Genomic DNA, 18,100 nt, shown 5'->3' with positions numbered 1-18,100 from the left:
ACAAAACGATGACGCCGGGCATGTCCGCGAGCTGCCTCACATCGCTGCGCGCTGCCCGGACCGGCCGACCGGGCAGGCCGTGGAGCACCCCGCGGGCCGGTCTCCTCTCCCCCGTTCCTGAGGTGGGAGAACGCTGCCGCTCAGGCGATGGCGTCGACGATGAGTTTGAGAATGAGTGCGCTCACGATGATGAGGAACACCACACGCACGAACCCGCTGCCGAGTCGGATCGCCGTGCGGGCGCCGATGAGGCCACCGATGACATTGCCGGCTTCGACCGCCAGGCCGAGCGCCCAGACGACGTGGCCGTTGGGCACGAAGTACAGCAGCGCGCCGAGGTTGGTGGCCCAGTTGACGATCTTGGCCGTCGCCGAGGCCTGGAGGAAGTCGAAGCCGATGATCGAGACGAAGGCGATGACGAGGAAGGATCCGGTGCCGGGCCCGAGCAGGCCGTCGTAGAAGCCGATGAGCAGTCCGATGAGCCACGAGATCGCGTGGTGGCGCTTGGAGTGCTCGCCGAAGCGCAGCTGGGCGACGAGCCCGAGCTGGGGCTTGAGGAGAGTGAAGACCGCCACGCCGATGAGCACGACGACGATGAGCGGTTCGAAGACATCGCTGGGCAGCAGTGTGGCTGCGCGGGCTCCGAGGATCGCACCGAGCAACGCGGTGAAGGAGGCGGGGATCGTCGCCGAGCGGTCCGGGCGCACCTTGGCCAGTCCGCGCCGGTCCTCCTCTCCTCATGCGCGGGTACGCAGTCAGGCAGGCGCCGGAGGGATCTCCGGCGCCTGCTGCTCAGATGCTCAGGCGCATGCTGCCGGCAGCTGCGGTGTCAGTCACGCGGTTCCTCGTCATCGCCGTGGCGGTACGGGTCGGCCTCCCCGGCGGGGGTGGCGTCCTTGGCTAGGGCAGCGACTTCGGCATCGTGGGCGGCGGCCTGCGCGAGCAGCTCTTCGAGTTCGGCTGCGGCTGCCGGCACGGAGTCGGCGATGAACTCCAGCGAGGGCGTCAGCCGGATCTGCAGTCCCTTGCCGACTTCGGATCGGATGAGCCCCTTGGCCGAATTCAGCGCCGCCTGGGTCGAGGCCAGCTGATTCTCATCCCCGTAGACGGTGTAGAAGATCGAGGCCTGCTGCAGGTCGCCGGTGACGCGGACATCGGTGATGGTGATGAAGCCCAGCCGCGGATCCTTGATCCGCTTCTCGAGCGTCTGCGCGACGATGACCTTGATGCGATCGGCGATCTTCCTGGCGCGGGTGGCATCAGCCATGGTGGTTCCCTCTCTCCCTGGGGCCTGAGCTCTGGGGTGCGACCGGAGGCATCAGTGTGCCGGATGCCTTCGGTGCGCCCGGCGGCTGCCCGCGTGGTGCGGGCAGCCGCTGGTGCAGCCGGTGGGCTGCATCAGTCGCGCGGCTTCTCCTGCATCTCGAAGGTCTCGATGAGGTCGCCTTCGCGGATGTCGTTGAAGCTGCCGAGTCCGACACCGCACTCGAAGCCCTCGCGGACCTCGGTGGCATCGTCCTTGAAGCGGCGCAGCGATTCGACCGTGAGGTTGTCGCCGACGACGACACCATCGCGAGTGACCCGGGCCTTCGAATTGCGGCGGATGACGCCGTCCTTGACCATACAGCCGGCGATGTTGCCCCACTTCGAGGAGCGGAACACTTCGCGGATCTCGGCCGAACCGGTGTGGACCTCTTCGAACTCGGGCTTGAGCATGCCCTTGAGCGAGTTCTCGATGTCGTCGATCGCGTCGTAGATGACCGAGTAGTACCGGACATCGACGCCCTCGGATTCGGCGAGGTCGCGGGCCTTGGCTTCGGGACGGACGTTGAAGCCGATGACGATCGCGTTGTCGACGGTCGCGAGGTTGATGTCGTTCTCGGTGATCGCGCCGACGCCGCGGTGGATGATCCGCAGGTCGACCTCCTCGCCCACATCGATCTTGAGCAGCGAATCCTCGAGCGCTTCGACAGCACCGGACACATCGCCCTTGAGGATGAGGTTGAGCATGTCGACCTTGCCCTCTTCGAGCGCCTTGGTGAAGTCCTCGAGGCTGATGCGCTTGCGTCCGCGCGCCTGGGCGGCATTGCGTTCGATCGCATCGCGCTTCTCGGCGATCTGCCGAGCCGTGCGGTCATCGTCGGTGGCGAGGAAGGAGTCACCGGCCCGCGGCACGGACGACAGTCCCAGCACCTGCACCGGACGCGAGGGCCCGGCCTTCTCCACGGCGTTGCCGTTCTCGTCGAAGAGCGCACGCACACGTCCGTAGGCGGTGCCGCAGACGATCGCATCGCCCTGCTCCAGGGTACCGGACTCGACGAGCACCGTCGCGACGGCGCCGCGGCCCTTGTCGAGCTTCGCTTCGATCGCGATGCCGCGCGCGGACTTGTCCGGGTTGGCCTTGAGATCGAGAGCCGCATCGGTCGTCAGCAGCACGGCTTCGAGCAGATCGTCGATGCCCTTGCGCTGCAGCGCCGAGATCGGCACGAACATCGTGTCACCGCCGTACTCTTCGGCGACGAGATCGTATTCGGTCAGCTGCGACATGACCTTCTGCGGGTTGGCCGTGTCCTTATCGATCTTGTTGACCGCGACGACGACCGGCACACCGGCAGCCTGCGCATGGTTGAGCGCTTCGATGGTCTGCGGCATGACGCCGTCATCGGCGGCGACGACGAGGATCGCCACGTCGGTGGCCTTCGCACCGCGGGCACGCATAGCGGTGAACGCCTCGTGACCGGGGGTGTCGAGGAAGGTGATGCGGCGGTCTTCGCCCTCGTGTTCGATGCCCACCTGGTAGGCGCCGATGTGCTGGGTGATGCCGCCGGCCTCCTTGGCCGTGACGTCGGCGGAGCGGATCGCGTCGAGCAGCTTCGTCTTACCGTGGTCGACGTGACCCATGACGGTCACGACCGGCGGACGCGGCAGCAGATCCTCATCGTCCTCGGCTTCGGCCTCGGCCTCGAGGTCGATGTCGAAGCTTTCGAGCAGCTCGCGATCCTCGTCCTCCGGCGAGACGATCTGGATCTTGTAGCCCAGCTCGTCGCCGAGGATCTCGAAGGTCTCCTCATCGAGCGACTGAGTGATGGTCGCCATCTCGCCGAGGTGGAACAGCACCGTGACGAGGTTCGTCGGATCGGTGTTGATCTTCTCCGCGAAGTCCGCCAGCGAGGAGCCGCGGCGCAGGCGCAGCGGGGTGTTGCCATCGCCGCGCGGGACGGTGACGCCGCCGATCGACGGAGCCTGCATCTGCTCCATCTCCTGGCGCTTTGCGCGCTTGGACTTTTTGTTCCGTGCGCGACCGCCGCCGCGGCCGAATGCGCCCTGCGTGGCGCCACGACCGCGTCCGGAACCGCGCGGACCGCCGGGGCGACCGCCGCGCGGAGGTCCGGCAGGACCGCCTCCGGGGCCGCCGGGTCCACCGGGTCCCCGACCGCCGCCGCGCGAAGGCGCAGGACGGGCCAGGGCGGAGTTCTTCAGCATCGCCGGGTTCGGCCGGGGTGCACCAGGGCGCGGGCCGGGACGTCGGCCGCGCGGCTTCGGGCCGCCGCCGCTCTGTGCTGCGTCACCGGCGCCGCCGGGGCGCGGTCCCGGCTTGGCACCGGGCTTCGGCATACCCTGCGAGGGCGCGAACGGGTTGTTGCCCGGACGTGCACCGCCGCGGCCGCCGCCGGGACGCGGACCCGGCTTGGCACCGGGCTTCGGCATACCCTGCGAGGATGCGAACGGGTTGTTGCCCGGACGCGCACTGCGGCCCGGACGCGGTCCCGGCTTCGCACCAGCGGCACCGGGCTTGGGTGCGGGCTTCGGGGCGTCCGACTTCGGCGCAGCAGGACGCTGCGGGCTCGGCTTGGGGGCAGCGGCTCCGGGCTTGGGAGCTGGTGCGGACTTGGCATCGTCAGACGATGCGGCCGGCTTCTGCGCAGCAGGGCCGGGCTTCGGGCTGCGGCCGGCTGCCGATCGGGGGCCGGGCTTGGCGCCGGGCTTCGGTGCGGCCGGCTTCTGCGCTGTGGTGCTCTTCGCCTTCGCGTCGGAGCTGCCGGCAGCGCCGTAGGCCTCCTTCAGCTTGCGCACCACCGGCGCTTCGACGGTCGAAGATGCAGTGCGGACGAACTCGCCCATCTCCTCCAGCTTCGCCAGCACGTCTTTGCTTGTTGTGCCGAGCTCCTTCGCGAGCTCATGGACACGGGGCTTTGCCACTTCTCTCCTGTCCAGGTTCCTCCCGGACAGGAAGGAACCTCATCGTGAGTGAACAGTCCTCATTTCACTGCTCACGACCGTATGCGTTGGGTGTCATTTCTGAGCACTCACTGCTGGGTTTCCATTCGGTTCAACTGCTTTCCGTGATCTGACGGATGTCATCGAGCAGCTGTGCATCGGCCGGAGCCTGAGTGCGCAGCGCTCGTCTGAACGCGTTTCTCTTCACTGCGGTGTCGAGGCATCGCTGATCCGGGTGGATCCATGCGCCCCTGCCGGGCAGGCGGCGTCGCGCATCGACGGCAATGTGCGGTGTGCTGTCATCAACCACTGCCAGCCTGACGAGCCGACTCTTCGGCTCCCGTTTCCGGCATGCCAGGCACATGCGCAGGGGTTCACCAGCACGGACCACGCATGCCAGTCTAACACTGACCGTTTGCCTGACCGACACCCTCCCATCGACTGGACGTCGACTCAGTCGGCGTTCGGAGCGCTGTCCTCCGGGGTGACGATGTCGATCTTCCAGCCGGTGAGCTTCGCCGCCAGACGCGCGTTCTGCCCCTCCTTGCCGATCGCCAGCGACAGCTGTTCGGCCGGCACGACGGCGCGCGCGAGCTTCTGAGCTTCATTGAGCACGTCGACCCGCAGGGCGCGGGCCGGCGACAGGGCGTTGGCGACGAACTTCGCCGGCGAGTCGGAGTAGTCGACGATGTCGATCTTCTCCTCCCCCAGCTCAGCCATGACCGCACGCACCCGCGAGCCGAGCTCGCCGATGCACGCACCTTTGGCGTTGACGCCGGGGACGGTGGCGCGCACGGCCATCTTGGTGCGGTGGCCGGCTTCGCGGGAGAGGGAGACGATCTCCACGGTGCCGTCGGCGATCTCCGGAGATTCGTGGGCGAAGAGCTTGCGCACGAGGTTCGGGTGCGAGCGCGACACGGTGATCGAGGGTCCCTTGTGGCCCTTGTGCACATCGGTGACGTAGACGCGGATGCGGTTGCCGTGGTTGTACTCCTCGCCGGGCACCTGCTCATGCGGCGGCAGCACCGCCTCGACCTCGCCCAGGTCGACCTGGATCATGTGCTCATCGCGGCCCTGCTGGATGATGCCGGAGACGATCTCGCCTTCGCGGTTCTTGAAGGTGCCGAGCACCGAGGCGTCTTCGACGTCGCGCAGCCGCTGGTGGATGATGTTGCGGGCGGTCATCGCCGCGATCCGGCCGAAGCCGTCGGGTGTGTCGTCGAACTCGCCGATCGGGTTGTCGTCGTTGTCGAACTCCACCGCCCAGATGGTGGCGGTGCCGGTCTTCGTATCGAGTTCCGCGCGGGCGTCCGGATAGGCCCCTTCGGTGCGGTGATAGGCGGTCAGGAGGGCCTGTTCGATGAGCTCGACGAGCGTGTGGAAGGGGATCTCCTTCTCATGCTCGATGAGACGGAGCGTGGAGAGGTCGATGTCCATTGCTGAGTCCTCCTCGGCACCAGAACCCGTGCAGGTCGTGCCGGCTGTTGAGTTGTCGGTATGGGCGATGTGTCCCCGAGCCTAGCTGAGATGCACATCTCAGCAAAGCACCGCCGCAGGCCGGGGGCAGCGACACCATCGGGTCATCTGAACTGCAGGACCGCCTCGGCGTGGGCGATCTGTGCCAGGTCCTGGCGGCGTTCGGAACCGTCGGCGAGCCGGAACTCCGCCGCCGTCTCGGGAGCGTCGCCGTCGCTGACGGCCAGCAGCACGCCTTCGAACTCCTCATCGGCAGTGGTGCGCACCGCCAGGGTGCGGCCGACGGCGCGCTGGAAGTGCCGCACCTCGCGCAGCGGGCGGGTGGCGCCCGGCGAGGTGACCTGCAGATCATAGGCGTGCTCATTGAACAGCGGCAGCTCGTCGATCGCCTCGGAGACGATGCGGGTGGCCGCGGTGATGTGGTCGAGGGAGACCGGTGCGGTGGTGGAGCCGTCGAGGTCGATGACGACGGTGAGCGTGCGGAAGCGCCCGGCGACCTGGGCAGTGATGTCCTCGACGATGATGCCCTCGGCGGCCAGCGGCTCGACGACGGCATCCCAGACGGGTGCGGTGTGCTTGTCCATAGCCCTTCACACTAGAGCAGGTCTCTGAGCATGCGCTGACTTCCGGCAGTCCGTGTGCGGCGCATCATCGGCGTGACGCGGCCGCGGTCGGCGATCCGCGGACTGAGCAGGCCGGTGCATGCCGTTAGGATTGTCAGCATGGCATGCGAGCGCGGAACCGGTATCACCCGTCGGACGGTCATCGGCGGTGCGGCGGCACTGCTGGTCACCCTCGCCGGATGCGGTCTGCGCCTCGATCGCGATCCGGAGGTGCCGGAGCTCTCGACTGCCGATGAGGTGCGCAACACCGTCGCCCGGATCCTCGCCCGCACCGAGGCTGAGGGTGCCGATGCCGAGGTGGTCGACGCCCTTGCCGCGGCGGTCGGCCCCGAGTGGGCCCCGCCGACCGAGCTCGTCACCCCGACCCCCACCTCGGGCCCGGATGCGTACTCCGGCCCGGATGGCCTGTTCGCCGCCGCCGAGGCGATCGTCACCCAGTTCGATGACCTCGACTCGATGCACGCGGTGCTCGCCGATGTCGCCGTCGGCGCGGTGCTGCACCTGCAGCAGTCCGGCGATGACCGCGTCGATGAGCTGCTGCAGACGATGAGCGAGGTGCCTGCCGACCGGCCGGAGGCTGATCCCAGCGCCGGGCCGGGTGAGGACAGTGAGGCTCCAGCCGAGGAGGACGGGGAGGCCGATCCGCAGCAGCAGGCGCTCACGACCTTCGCGGTGGCCTGCTATCAGGCTTCCTATTCCTATGAGCGCGCCGCTGCCCTCGTCGGTGACGACGACCCCACCCGCACGGTGCTCACCACCCGGATCACGGAGCTCGACGTCGCCGCCGATCTGGCCAATGAGCGGCTGGCCGACCGCGGATTCGCCGCCGCAGAGAACCGCCCGGCCTGGCAGGTCGACCCCGATCCCGCCGAGGCCGGCGCGCAGACAGCCGGTGCGGCCTATGAGGATGCACTCGTCGAGGCGCTCGGCCCGCTGTTCGATCCTGCGGTGCGGGCACCGCGGCTGGGACTGGCGAGCCTGTGGCAGACTGCTGCCACCCGGGCGGCGCTCGGACAGCCGCAGGCGCTGCGCTTCGACATCGCTGCGAGCCCGAGTGCCTCACCGCTGATGGAAGGATGACGATGCGCGTGCCCGCTGTGCTGTTCAATTCGGCTGCCGAGGTCATCGGCACCGAATATGCCCAGGCATGGGCGGAGGCGCTCGACTTCATGCTCATCGAGCTGCTCGACCGCTGGAAGCTCATCCGCGATCCGGTGCCCGGCTCCCCGTGGGCGGGTGCCGAGAGCCTCGTCATCCCGGTGCTGACCCAGGAGAATTACCAGGCGATCATCCGCTTCGCCGCCCCCAACACCGCCAATCCGCAGGTCCACCGGCAGGTGCTCGATGCGCTGCAGGCGTGGCAGGGTCACGGCGCGGTCCGCGTCTTCGAACAGGACAGCTCCTTCCGCGCCACGCTGCAGGAGCGGCTGCGCACCCGGGTCAACCTCTCGACCGAACCGCTCGACAATGTGCCGCCCATCTGGGGTCAGCTCGTGCGCGCGCTCCGGGTGCCCGGCGGGCCCGGGTTCGTGCGGGTGCAGGATATCGCCGCCAAATGGCTGGAGACCTTCGCCGCTGACTGTGCGCTGGTGCGCGACTTCCCGGAGTTCTCCGCCCAGGACTATCAGGTGCTCGACAGCGCCCGAATGTGGATGGAGAAGCTCGCCTTCTCCACCGAGAGCTGGCTGTTGCACGCCGATCTGCACTACTACAACATCCTTGCCGGCCACCCGGATCACAACGGAGTGGCGTCGTGGAAGGCGATCGATCCGCAGCCGCTCATCGGCCCGACGGCCTATATGGTCGCCCCGGTGCTGTGGAATCGGCTCTATGAGATCCCGTGGTCCAGCGGTGAGGATCAGGCGCAGTGGCTGCGCGAGTTCGCCCACCGGCTGTGCCATCACGCTGAGATCGATGCGTCCTATGGGATGGGTGCGACGGTTGTGCGGGAGCTGGAGAACATGTTCTGGTATCTGCGTTCGGCCTATAAGGGCACGCAGAAGGCTTTCGGCGATGCCGCCCGCTCCCTGTGGGTGTGCCGGGCGATGTGCGGGGTCAGCGTCGGCGGGATCAGCGCCCACGACCTCAAGCGCCTCGGCTGAGCCTGCCGCGGGCGTGCGCCTCGGCTGAGCCTGCTGCGCTGGCTCGCGCCGGTGTGACGGCGTATGACAGGACATGACGCTCACCGGCACACGGCAGCAGCTGATGTGAGCCGGCCGATGTACACTGCCGGCAGACGCGCCGCGGGGCGGAACCGCTGACGGCTCCGCCCCTCGTGCTGTTCAGCTGTCGTGCCTGCGGCTCAGATCTCGCCGCGGGCGGTTCCCAGCTCGGCGTACTTGTTGTCGACCGCCTCGACGGTGCGGGCGACGGCGTCCTCGACCGGCACGTCGGTCGCTTCGCCGGTGCGGCGGTCGCGCAGCTCCAGCTTCCCGTCTGCCAGTCCGCGGCCGACGACGAGGATCGTCGGCACGCCGAGCAGCTCGGTATCGCCGAACTTCACTCCCGGGGAGGTCTTCGGGCGGTCGTCGAGCAGCACGCGCACACCGGCGGCTTCGAGCTCTGCGGTGATCTTCTCAGCGGTCTCAAGCGGTTCGCTGCCCTTGCCGGTGGCGACGATGTGCACATCGGCCGGGGCCAGGTGCTGCGGCCAGATGAGGCCCTTGTCGTCGTGGTGCTCTTCAGCGATGCAGGCCATAGCGCGGGTGACGCCGACGCCGTAGGAGCCCATCGTCACGGTCCGGGTCTTGCCGTTCTCATCGAGCACCGTCAGGCCGAGCGCCTCGGCATAGCGGGTGCCGAGCTTGAAGATCTGGCCGATCTCCACGCCGCGGGCCAGCTCCAGCGGGCCGGAGCCGTCCGGGGCAGGATCGCCTTCGCGCACCTCGGCGACTTCGAGCACGCCGTCGGCGGTGAAGTCGCGGCCGTAGATGAGGTCGTAGACATGGGTGCCGGCCTCGTTGCCGCCGGCGACCCAGCGGGAGCCTTCGCGGGTGATGCGGGGGTCGACGAAGAACCGCACTCCGGAGCTGCCCTCGGAGCCGAGCAGCTGTGCATCGATCGACGTGCCGGGGCCGATGTAGCCGACGACGATGTCCGGGTGCTTGGCCAGGTCCTCCGGGGTGGCCGGCTCGAGGTCGATCTCACCGCTGGAGAGGGTGCCGGATCCGGCTGCGCGCCCAAGGTCGACCTCGCGGTCGCCGGGCAGGCCGATGGCGATGACCTCGCGCTCACCGTCCGGGTGGATGAGGGCGCACATGACGAGCTTCATCATGTCGCCGGCCTCCCAGGGGCGGTCCTCGCGGGCGAAGAGCTCATTGGAGACCTCGACGAGGGAGGTGATGGTGTTGGCCTCCGGGGTCGTCTCCTTGTGTGCTGCAGGCACGTCGGAGGCGTCGAGCGGGTCACCGATGAGGGTGGTGACGGCTTCGACATTGGCCGCATAACCGCCGGCAGTGCGCACATAGGTGTCTTCGCCGACCTCGGACGGGTAGAGGAACTCCTCGGTGCCGGATCCGCCCATCGCACCGGAGGTCGCTTCGACGATGACATAGGGCAGGGCGAGGCGCTGGTAGATGCGGATGTAGGCATCACGCATGATGCGGTAGGACGCGTCGAGCCCGTCATCGTCGATGTCGAAGGAGTAGGCGTCCTTCATGATGAACTCGCGGCCGCGCAGCAGACCGGCCCGGGGGCGGGCCTCATCGCGGTACTTCGTCTGGATCTGGAAGATGCTGAGCGGCAGGTCCTTGTACGAGGAGAACAGGTCCTTGACGAGCAGCGTGAAGACCTCTTCGTGGGTCGGGGCGAGGAGGTAGTCGGCCTCTTTGCGGTCCTTGAGCCGGAAGATGCCGTCACCGTAGGTGTCCCAGCGTCCGGACGCCTCATAGGGGCCGGCCGGCAGCAGTGCTGGGAAGTGGACCTCCTGGGAGCCTGCGGCGAGCATCTCCTGGCGCACGATGGTTTCGATGCGGCGGAGCACTTCGAGTCCGAGCGGCAGCCAGGTGTAGATGCCTGGGGCGGATCGACGGATGTAGGAGCCGCGGTGCAGCAGCTTGTGACTGGCGACGTCGGCGTCGACCGGGTCTTCTTTCAGGGTGCGCGCAAACAGCGTCGACATCCGCAGGGCCATGAAGGTGTTCTCCCGTAGCTTGTTCTCTGGCGGTCAACTCGGACTCTATCACTGCCGATGCCTGCTGCGGCGCCGGTGAAAGCGGTGTCATCGCCCGGCACTCGCGCTAGGCTGTGGGCACCATGGACATGCAACCGGACTTCTCCTCTGAGCGCAGCCAGCGCATCGACGTATGGCTGTGGACGGCACGGATCTTCAAGACCCGTTCGGCGGCGACGGCGGCCTGCCGTGGCGGCCATGTCCAGGTCGATGGGCAGCGGGTCAAAGCGGCGCAGAAGGTGCGCATCGGTGAGACGATCCGGGTGCGCAAGGCCGGGTTCGAGCAGATTCTCGTGCTGCGCGGCTTCACCGAGCGCCGCGGCCCGGCCTCACTGGCGCAGCAGCTGTACGAGGATCGCTCCCCGGCCCCGGATCCGGCGCTGCGCGGATTCACTCCGCGGCGTGACAAGGGGCTGGGCCGGCCGACGAAGAAGGACCGGCGCGCCCTCGACCGGCTGCGCGGCTACCGCTCCTGACCTGCGGGCACCGGCAGAAAGCCGTGCTGCCATGCCTTGCAGCAGCGGCGCGCTCAGTAGATGACGGTGGCGTAGGTGCCGACCTGCCGGTAGCCGGCTCGGCGGTAGGTGCGCAGGGCCGGTTCGTTGAAGGCGTTGACGTAGAGGCTGACGAACGGGCTCATCGTCTGCCGCACCCAGTCGGTGACCGCCAGCACCGCCGGTGCCGCCAGGCCGCGGCCGCGGAAGTCCGGATGGACCCACACGCCCTGCACCTGGGCCACCTGCTGGGCGCGGATGGCGACATCGGCTTTGAAGATCACCTGTTCGCGGGACTCCGGGGTCGGGTAGCGGCGGATCGGCCCGCCCTCAGGAGCCATGCGGCTGGTGATGAGGAAGATCTCCCCGGCGCTCAGCAGGCCGCGCACGCGGTGCAGGTAGCCGGATTTCCCCATTTCGATCGGCGAGAAGCCGACCTCCTCGGTGAACATGTGCACCGCGGCGTCGAAGACGATGTCGATCTCCTCCGGCCGGCCCAACCGCACCCGGTCGTCCGGGGCGACCAGCGGGGTGCGGTCGGCGAGCAACAGCGGCTGATCTGCCCGCAGCACCCGCGGCACACCCCAGGTCAGGCGGCGGTACAGGTCGAGCACAGCGTTGGCATCGCCGACGAGGGAGCACATATAGCGGCCGCGGGCGTTGAGCATCCGGGCCACCGCGGCATTGCCGCCGGCGGTCGCGGCGATCGGCATGATGGTGCCGCCGATGTAGTAGGCGCTCACCGGCCAGCCCTGGCTGAACCAGCCCCACAGCCGGCCTGCCGGAGTGTCGACCTCGGCGGTGCCGGTGTGCTCGATGAGCCGGGCCGCATAGGCGTAGGTGACGGGGTCGGCGGCGATCGTCTGGCGCAGCCACTCGGTGTCCGCGGCGCGCAGGGGTGCCAATGTCACGCGTCCACGTCCTTCCCAGGTGGAGCGGCCGGCACAGCCCGCATTGGGCTGCGGCGGTCAGCCGACGACGACCTCCGGAGGACCGGACGGCTCGTCACTCTCCGCGGCGATGCGCATCGCCTCGTCGATGAGAGTCTCGACGATCTTGGACTCCGGGACGGTCTTGATGACTTCACCCTTGACGAAGATCTGTCCCTTGCCGTTGCCGCTGGCCACACCGAGGTCGGCCTCGCGAGCCTCGCCGGGACCGTTGACGATGCAGCCCATAACGGCCACACGCAGCGGCACTTCCAGGCCTTCGAGTCCGGCGGTGACCTTGTCGGCGAGTTCGTAGACGTCTACCTGGGCGCGCCCGCACGACGGGCAGGAGACGATCTCCAGGGTGCGCGGCTTGAGGTTGAGGGATTCGAGGATCTGGTTGCCGACCTTGATCTCCTCGACCGGCGGGGCGGAGAGCGAAACCCGGATGGTGTCGCCGATGCCCTGGCTCAGCAACGCGCCGAAGGCGGTCGCGGACTTGATGGTGCCCTGGAAGGCCGGTCCGGCCTCGGTGACGCCGAGGTGCAGCGGCCAGTCGCCGGCTTCGGCGAGCAGCTCATACGCCCGGACCATGACGACCGGGTCGTGGTGCTTGACGGAGATCTTGAAATCGTGGAAGTCGTGCTCTTCGAACAGGGAGGCTTCCCACACCGCCGATTCGACGAGCGCCTCGGGCGTGGCCTTGCCGTACTTCTCCATGATCCGCTTGTCGAGCGAGCCGGCGTTGACGCCGATGCGGATCGCGACTCCGGCGTCGGCGGCGGCCTTGGAGATCTCCTTGACCTGATCGTCGAACTTGCGGATGTTGCCGGGGTTGACGCGCACGGCTGCGCAGCCGGCGTCGATCGCGGCGAAGACGTACTTGGGCTGGAAGTGGATATCGGCGATGACCGGGATCTGGCTCTTCTGTGCGATCGCCGGCAGCGCCTCGGCGTCGTCCGCCGAGGGGCAGGCGACGCGCACGATGTCACAGCCGGCGGCGGTGAGCTCGGCGATCTGCTGCAGCGTGCCGTTGATATCGGTGGTCTTCGTCGTCGTCATCGACTGGACGCTGATCGGCGAATCCGATCCCACGCCGACCTTCCCGACCCGGATCTGGCGGGTCTTGCGCCGAGGTGCGAGAACCGGCGGGGGCGGGGCAGGCATTCCCAGGCTGATCGCGGTCACAGACGTCCCTTCGTATCGACAGCGGGTGGTGCCGGCCGGAGGGGCCGGCGGCATTCGGTTCCTATTCTAGGTCTGCAGGTGAAGGAATGCTGAACTGCCGATGTGTCCGCAGGCACATCGGCAGTCCAGGCGACTCACGCCTCGGCGGCGGCCTTCCCAGCCGCGCCCTTGGAGCGGGTGCGCTGGATGATCGCCATGATCACGGCCACGGCGATGCCGATGAGGGAGATCCACAGCGTTGGGATGAGCATCGTGATGCCGGCGGCGATGAGCACGATCCGCTCCCACCAGTACAGGTTGTCGAAGAAGTAACCGGCGGTTGCCGCCGAGATCGCCGTCATGCCCAGCAGCGCGGTGATGAAGACGGTCGCGAAGTGCAGGACGGTGTCGTCGGACTGGAAGATGAGGCCCGGAGCGCTGACGAAGACGTAGGGCACGATGAAGCCGGCGATCGCCACGCGGAAGGCGGTGACACCGGACTTGAGCGGGTTCGATCCAGCGATGCCGGAGGCGGCGTAGGCGGCCAGGCACACCGGCGGGGTGATGTCGGCGAGCAGGCCGAAGTAGAACACGAAGAGGTGTGCGGCCAGGATCGGGACATCGAAGTTGCTCACGAGGATCGGCGCGGCGACCGTGGCGGTGACGACGTAGTTCGCTGTGGTCGGCAGGCCCATGCCCAGCACCAGGCAGGCGATCATGGTGAAGAACATGACGAGGAAGAAGTTCTCCCCTGCTGCTGTAAGGATGCCGTCGGCCAGGCGGCCGCCGAGGCCGGTGGCGGTGACGATGCCGGCGACCATGCCGGCGGTCGCACAGGCGGCGATGACCGGCAGGGCGACGCGGGCGCCGGATTCGAGAACCTCGAAGATGCCGCGGATGCTCAGGCGGGTCGACTCGCGCAGGAAGCTGAGCGCGAGCGCGGTGCCGATTCCCCACAGCGCGGCCTTGGCCGGGGTGGTGCCGGACATCAGCAGGAAGATGATGACCGCCAGCGGCAGCAGCTGATCGATGCGGGTGAGCAGGTACTTCCAGTTCGGCAGCTGGTCCTTGCGCATGCCGTGGATGCGGTTGCGCTTGGCTTCGAAGTGCACGGCGAGCATGACGCCGGCGAAGTACAGGAACGCCGGGACGATCGCGACGAGGATGATCGTCGAGTACGCGATGCCGGTGTACTCGGCCATGATGAACACGGCCGCACCCATGATCGGCGGCATGATCTGTCCGCCGGTCGAAGCGGTCGCCTCGGTGGCGGCGGCGAACTTCGCCTTGAAGCCGACCTTCTTCATCATCGGGATGGTGAAGGAGCCCGAGGCGACGGCGTTGGCGACCGAGGAGCCAGTGACGGTGCCCTGCATCGCCGAGGCGACGACGGCGGCCTTGGCGGGCCCGCCGGCGAACTTGCCGGTCAGGCGGAAGGCGAGGCCGTTGAAGTAGGCGCCGATGTTGGTGCGCACGAGCACGACGCCGAAGAGCAGGAAGAGGAACACGAAGGTCGAGGACACCTGGATCGGGATGCCGAAGATCGACCGCGAGGAGTACCAGGTCTGCTGCACCATGTTCTGCCAGGTGGTGCCGTGGTAGGGCAGGATCGGCGAGTACTTGCCGAGCCAGAAGTACAGCAGCGCCAGGGAGGCGATGACGACGATCGGCAGACCCACGCAGCGGCGGGTGCCTTCGAGGATGAGGAGGATGCCGACGAGCGCGACGATGGTGTCGAGCTGGCTGTAGCCGAACAGCTGAACCTGCACGCCGGTGAGGTAGTCGTAGTTGAAAACCATATAGGCCGAGCAGCCCATCGCCATGAAGGCGAGGATGGTGTCGACGATGAGTGAGGCGAAGTACAGCGAGCGCTTCGTGTCCTCGCGCAGGCTCAGGCTGCGGTGCAGCGGGTAGAGCAGGAAGATGAGGCCGAATGCGCCGCCGACGTGGACCGCGCCCTGGATGAGCGTCGGTCGCGAGCCGGCGAAGGCGGTGTAGAGCTGGAAGCCGGTGAGGCCGAGGGCGAGGATGAAGATGAGCCAGCGCCACGGGCCGAGCTCGGAGTCGACGCGGTGCCGGGAGGCGGTGTCGTGCTCACGCAGCACCTCCTGAGCCTTGTCCTCAGCCTCGGTGGTGCTCATCTCGGCGACATTGCTGACATCGAGATCGTCATCGACGACGGCCGTGGCGGTGTCGGCAGATGTGCTGCCCGAGGCGGTGCGGTCGGTGTCCGCAGCAGCGCCGGTGCTGGCGGCGTCCTCGCCTGCGCCGGTGCTGGCGGCCTTCGGCTTGTCGTCGTCGCGTGGGGTCTTCATCGAGTTCATCGTCACTCCATGGCTAAGGCGCAGCCGCGTGAAGGCGCTGTGGCACACCCCACGCGATGACTCTGCACTGTGGCCGATCTTACGTTCACAGGAATCTTACATGTTGCCGGTGCGGTGGTCGGCTCACCGGCGCAGACAGCGAGCGGGGAGCATCCGCGCGAATGCTCCCCGCTGGCATATCAGCTCTCAGACTTCAGTCGGTCACTCAGCGCTGACGCCGACTTCGTCGAAGTACTTCTTGGCACCCGGGTGCAGCGGCACATCGCCCTGTCCCAGCAGTGCGTCGTCGACGTTGATGAGGTCGCTCTGCGCCAGCGAGATGTCACCGGCCTGCTCGTACATCGCCTTGGTGATGCCGTAGGCGTCCTCTTCGCTGACCTGGTTGGTCGAGGCGACGATCGAGGCGAACACGGTCACCGTCTGCACGTCGTCGGGAGCGAAGTCGTAGGAGCCGCCGGGGATGACGTAGCTTTCGTAGTCCGACTCACCGGCGATCTGCTCGGCCTTGTCCTCATCGAGTGGCAGCAGCTTGACATCGGCGTTGGCTGCAAGCTCCGACAGCGATGCCGCCGGCACGCCGAGGACCTCGATCGAGGCGTCGATGTTGCCGTCCTGCAGCTTCGAGCGGGCATCGGCGAAGCTCTCCTCGAAGGGCTCGTAGTCGCCCTCTTCGAAGCCGTAGGCCTCGAGGATGAGCTTCGCGACGGCTGCGGTGCCCGAACCGGGGGCGCCGACGGCGATCTTCTTGCCCTTGAGATCTTCGACCGACTCGAAGCCGCTGTCCGCAAGGGTGATGATCTGGGCGGCCTCCGGGTAGAGCTGGCCGATCCAGCCGACGTTCTCCAGCGGCTGGCCGAGCTCTTCGAACTCGCCGGTGCCGGTGACGGCGTCATTGGCGGTGTTGTTCTGGGTGAAGGCGAGCTGGGCTTCGCCCTTGGCGATGCGTCCGAGGTTGTCGGTCGAGCCGTCGGTCTCCACGGCGTTGACCGTCAGACCTTCGACAGCATCCTGGAAGATGCGGGAGTACTCATTGCCCAGCGGGTAGTAGACACCAGCGGTGCCGCCGGTAGCGAAGGTCAGGTCCTGTGTGAAGTCCTCAGCGGGTGCACCGCCACCTCCGCCGTTCCCGCCGCCGCATGCGCTCAGTACAAGTGCTGCAGCGGACATGATTGCCGCCGCGCGTCCTACGAGTCCGATCTTCATACCGGGTTCGCTCCTTCTGTGGTTTCCGTTTCTCACCTGCGGTGGTTACCGCTGCGGCCGGTGGGCCGCATGTGCTGTCAGGCGGCGGTGCAGCGCGGTGCTGCGTCCGCCGGGTGCCGGTGGCTGCCGGACCGGCTGCTACCAGCTGGAGTCAACGTCGCCTCCTGCCTCAGCGACCACCTCTTCGATGGTCTGCTGGCGCCGGAGCGTGACCCAGGACACTGAACCGTCCTTTTCTCTATATCCGTACACGGCCGGACGGGGCAAGGCGTTGTAGGAAAAAGAGTTGGAAAAGTAATATGCGCCGACATCGTGGATGGCGATGACATCGCCTTCGAGGATGCGCGGCAGCTGCCGCCGGTGGGCGATGATGTCACCGGAGAAGCAGCAGGGACCGGCGACGTCCTGTTCGCACACATCCGCCTCCCGAGGTGTGCCGGCCGGGTCGAACACGCTGACCCGCAGCGGCCAGGCGTTGGGCATGAAGATCGTGCGGGCTGCGACCTGCGCGCCGGCATGGCAGACGGCGATCGGCCGGCCGCCGACGACCTTGGTCGACTCGACCCGGGTGAGCATCGTGCCGGACTTGGCCAGCAGGGAGCGGCCGAACTCCGTGATGACCCCGAAGGTGCCGTCGAAGAGCTCGGGAACCTCGGCCTCGAGCGCGGCCCGGTAGTCGGCGAAGCTCGGGGCGTGTGCGTCGGAGTCGAAGTTGACCGGCAGCCCGCCGCCGATGTCGATGTGGGTGATCTGCTGGCGGCCGATCGCTGCGTGGATGTCGGCGACGAGGTCGACGACGGCGCGCACGCCGGCAGCCATCGAGGACAGGGCCATGCCCTGGGACCCGGAGTGGACGTGGATCTGGTTGAGCCACGGACGGGAGGCATAGGCGTCGATGATCGCCTGCCGGGAGCCTTCGTCGCGCAGCGGAATGCCGAACTTCGACGTCGGGGTCGCCGTCGACATCTCCGCGATCGAGCCGGCACCCAGCTGCGGGTTGATGCGCACCCCGATCCGGCCCTTGGGGGTTGCCCCGTTCAAATGCTCGTCGATGCGGGCGAGTTCGGTGAAGTTGTCGAGGTTCATCGCCACGCCGAGGTCTAAGGCGGTGTCGATGTCGTGACGGGTCTTGGCCGGGGAGTCGAAGACGATCCGGTCGGCGGTGAAGCCGGCCAGCAGCGCCATCTGCAGCTCGCCGGGGCTGGCCACCTCGCAGCCGGAGCCGAGCTCGGCCAGATGGCGCATCATCGGCACGAGCGTCACGGCCTTGGCCGCCACCGCATGGGTGACCGGCGACGGAGAGTCGAAGGCCGCCTCGGCTGCGTGGTACAGCTCGTCAAGGGTGTCGAGGTCGACCATGCCGATGACCGGATAGTCGGACGGGATGAGCTCCCGGGTGAGGGCGTCGGTGATGGCGGTGGCGCGCCGCTGAACGTGCTGCACGGATCTCCCTGCGGTGTGTGGGACTTCCATCTGCGGCTGCCGTGCCGCCGAT

General features: G+C 67.8%; 15 protein-coding genes. 3 read left to right on the top strand and 12 right to left on the bottom strand.

Annotated elements, in window-relative coordinates; all coding sequences use genetic code 11:
* Nucleotides 1-140: 140 nt before the first annotated feature.
* From ACFFN1_RS12160 to rimP, 6 genes are all read right to left on the bottom strand, one after another.
* Nucleotides 141-707: a sulfite exporter TauE/SafE family protein gene (locus tag ACFFN1_RS12160; RefSeq protein ID WP_376841045.1), complete on the bottom strand. Its 567-nt coding sequence runs from the start codon at nt 705-707 to the stop codon at nt 141-143.
* Nucleotides 708-829: 122 nt separating this feature from the next.
* Complete coding sequence (gene rbfA, locus ACFFN1_RS12155) at nt 830-1,267, bottom strand: 30S ribosome-binding factor RbfA (RefSeq protein ID WP_376841044.1); 438 nt, start codon at nt 1,265-1,267, stop codon at nt 830-832.
* A gap of 131 nt (nt 1,268-1,398) precedes the next feature.
* Nucleotides 1,399-4,200, bottom strand: coding sequence for a translation initiation factor IF-2 (infB, locus tag ACFFN1_RS12150; protein WP_376841043.1), 2,802 nt, complete (start codon nt 4,198-4,200; stop codon nt 1,399-1,401).
* 130 nt (nt 4,201-4,330) lie between these two features.
* Nucleotides 4,331-4,582 (bottom strand): YlxR family protein, encoded by a 252-nt coding sequence (locus ACFFN1_RS12145; protein WP_376841056.1) that lies wholly within the window; start codon nt 4,580-4,582, stop codon nt 4,331-4,333.
* Between the two features lie 89 nt (nt 4,583-4,671).
* A complete protein-coding gene (gene nusA / locus ACFFN1_RS12140) occupies nt 4,672-5,655 on the bottom strand; it encodes a transcription termination factor NusA (protein ID WP_376841042.1) in 984 nt (327 codons plus the stop codon).
* Between the two features lie 143 nt (nt 5,656-5,798).
* Entirely contained in the window at nt 5,799-6,278 is a 480-nt protein-coding gene (gene rimP, locus ACFFN1_RS12135; RefSeq protein WP_376841041.1) for a ribosome maturation factor RimP, read from the bottom strand.
* A gap of 138 nt (nt 6,279-6,416) precedes the next feature.
* On the opposite strand from rimP, the gene ACFFN1_RS12130 reads away from it, so the two are divergent.
* Both ACFFN1_RS12130 and ACFFN1_RS12125 read left to right on the top strand, forming a co-directional pair.
* A complete protein-coding gene (locus tag ACFFN1_RS12130) occupies nt 6,417-7,397 on the top strand; it encodes a hypothetical protein (RefSeq protein WP_376841040.1) in 981 nt (326 codons plus the stop codon).
* A gap of 2 nt (nt 7,398-7,399) precedes the next feature.
* On the top strand, nt 7,400-8,419 hold the full coding sequence (locus tag ACFFN1_RS12125) for an aminoglycoside phosphotransferase family protein (RefSeq protein WP_376841039.1): 1,020 nt from the start codon (nt 7,400-7,402) through the stop codon (nt 8,417-8,419).
* A gap of 200 nt (nt 8,420-8,619) precedes the next feature.
* On the opposite strand, the gene ACFFN1_RS12120 is transcribed toward ACFFN1_RS12125, so the two are convergent.
* Complete coding sequence (locus ACFFN1_RS12120; protein WP_376841038.1) at nt 8,620-10,449, bottom strand: proline--tRNA ligase; 1,830 nt, start codon at nt 10,447-10,449, stop codon at nt 8,620-8,622.
* Between the two features lie 122 nt (nt 10,450-10,571).
* Between ACFFN1_RS12120 and ACFFN1_RS12115 the strand changes: the two genes are divergently transcribed.
* The gene (locus ACFFN1_RS12115; protein WP_376841037.1) at nt 10,572-10,964 is read left to right on the top strand and encodes an Hsp15 family ribosome-associated heat shock protein; all 393 of its coding nucleotides are present in this window, start codon (nt 10,572-10,574) and stop codon (nt 10,962-10,964) included.
* Between the two features lie 53 nt (nt 10,965-11,017).
* Here ACFFN1_RS12115 and ACFFN1_RS12110 read toward each other — a convergent pair whose 3' ends face one another.
* From ACFFN1_RS12110 to ACFFN1_RS12090, 5 genes are all read right to left on the bottom strand, one after another.
* Nucleotides 11,018-11,893 carry a GNAT family N-acetyltransferase gene (locus ACFFN1_RS12110; protein WP_376841036.1) on the bottom strand — a complete coding sequence of 292 codons (876 nt, stop codon included), beginning with the start codon at nt 11,891-11,893 and terminating at the stop codon, nt 11,018-11,020.
* 57 nt (nt 11,894-11,950) lie between these two features.
* Nucleotides 11,951-13,099 carry a flavodoxin-dependent (E)-4-hydroxy-3-methylbut-2-enyl-diphosphate synthase gene (gene ispG, locus ACFFN1_RS12105; protein WP_376841035.1) on the bottom strand — a complete coding sequence of 383 codons (1,149 nt, stop codon included), beginning with the start codon at nt 13,097-13,099 and terminating at the stop codon, nt 11,951-11,953.
* 134 nt (nt 13,100-13,233) lie between these two features.
* Complete coding sequence (locus tag ACFFN1_RS12100; protein ID WP_376841034.1) at nt 13,234-15,402, bottom strand: TRAP transporter permease; 2,169 nt, start codon at nt 15,400-15,402, stop codon at nt 13,234-13,236.
* 201 nt (nt 15,403-15,603) lie between these two features.
* On the bottom strand, nt 15,604-16,605 hold the full coding sequence (locus ACFFN1_RS12095; protein ID WP_376841033.1) for a TAXI family TRAP transporter solute-binding subunit: 1,002 nt from the start codon (nt 16,603-16,605) through the stop codon (nt 15,604-15,606).
* 138 nt (nt 16,606-16,743) lie between these two features.
* Complete coding sequence (locus tag ACFFN1_RS12090; RefSeq protein ID WP_376841032.1) at nt 16,744-18,048, bottom strand: type III PLP-dependent enzyme domain-containing protein; 1,305 nt, start codon at nt 18,046-18,048, stop codon at nt 16,744-16,746.
* Nucleotides 18,049-18,100 lie beyond the last annotated feature (52 nt).

The sequence above is a fragment of the Brevibacterium otitidis genome (assembly GCF_042429315.1).
Lineage (GTDB): Bacteria > Actinomycetota > Actinomycetes > Actinomycetales > Brevibacteriaceae > Brevibacterium > Brevibacterium otitidis.
This window is presented reverse-complemented; position numbering and strand designations above follow the sequence as displayed.

Coding starts and splice junctions, on each gene's coding strand:
- rbfA (WP_376841044.1), bottom strand. CDS start 1,267: ATGGCTGATGCCACCCGCGCCAGGAAGATCGCCGATCGCATCAAGGTC.
- ACFFN1_RS12145 (WP_376841056.1), bottom strand. CDS start 4,582: ATGTGCCTGGCATGCCGGAAACGGGAGCCGAAGAGTCGGCTCGTCAGG.
- nusA (WP_376841042.1), bottom strand. CDS start 5,655: ATGGACATCGACCTCTCCACGCTCCGTCTCATCGAGCATGAGAAGGAG.
- rimP (WP_376841041.1), bottom strand. CDS start 6,278: ATGGACAAGCACACCGCACCCGTCTGGGATGCCGTCGTCGAGCCGCTG.
- ACFFN1_RS12130 (WP_376841040.1), top strand. CDS start 6,417: ATGGCATGCGAGCGCGGAACCGGTATCACCCGTCGGACGGTCATCGGC.
- ACFFN1_RS12125 (WP_376841039.1), top strand. CDS start 7,400: ATGCGCGTGCCCGCTGTGCTGTTCAATTCGGCTGCCGAGGTCATCGGC.
- ACFFN1_RS12120 (WP_376841038.1), bottom strand. CDS start 10,449: ATGGCCCTGCGGATGTCGACGCTGTTTGCGCGCACCCTGAAAGAAGAC.
- ACFFN1_RS12115 (WP_376841037.1), top strand. CDS start 10,572: ATGGACATGCAACCGGACTTCTCCTCTGAGCGCAGCCAGCGCATCGAC.
- ACFFN1_RS12100 (WP_376841034.1), bottom strand. CDS start 15,402: ATGAACTCGATGAAGACCCCACGCGACGACGACAAGCCGAAGGCCGCC.
- ACFFN1_RS12095 (WP_376841033.1), bottom strand. CDS start 16,605: ATGAAGATCGGACTCGTAGGACGCGCGGCGGCAATCATGTCCGCTGCA.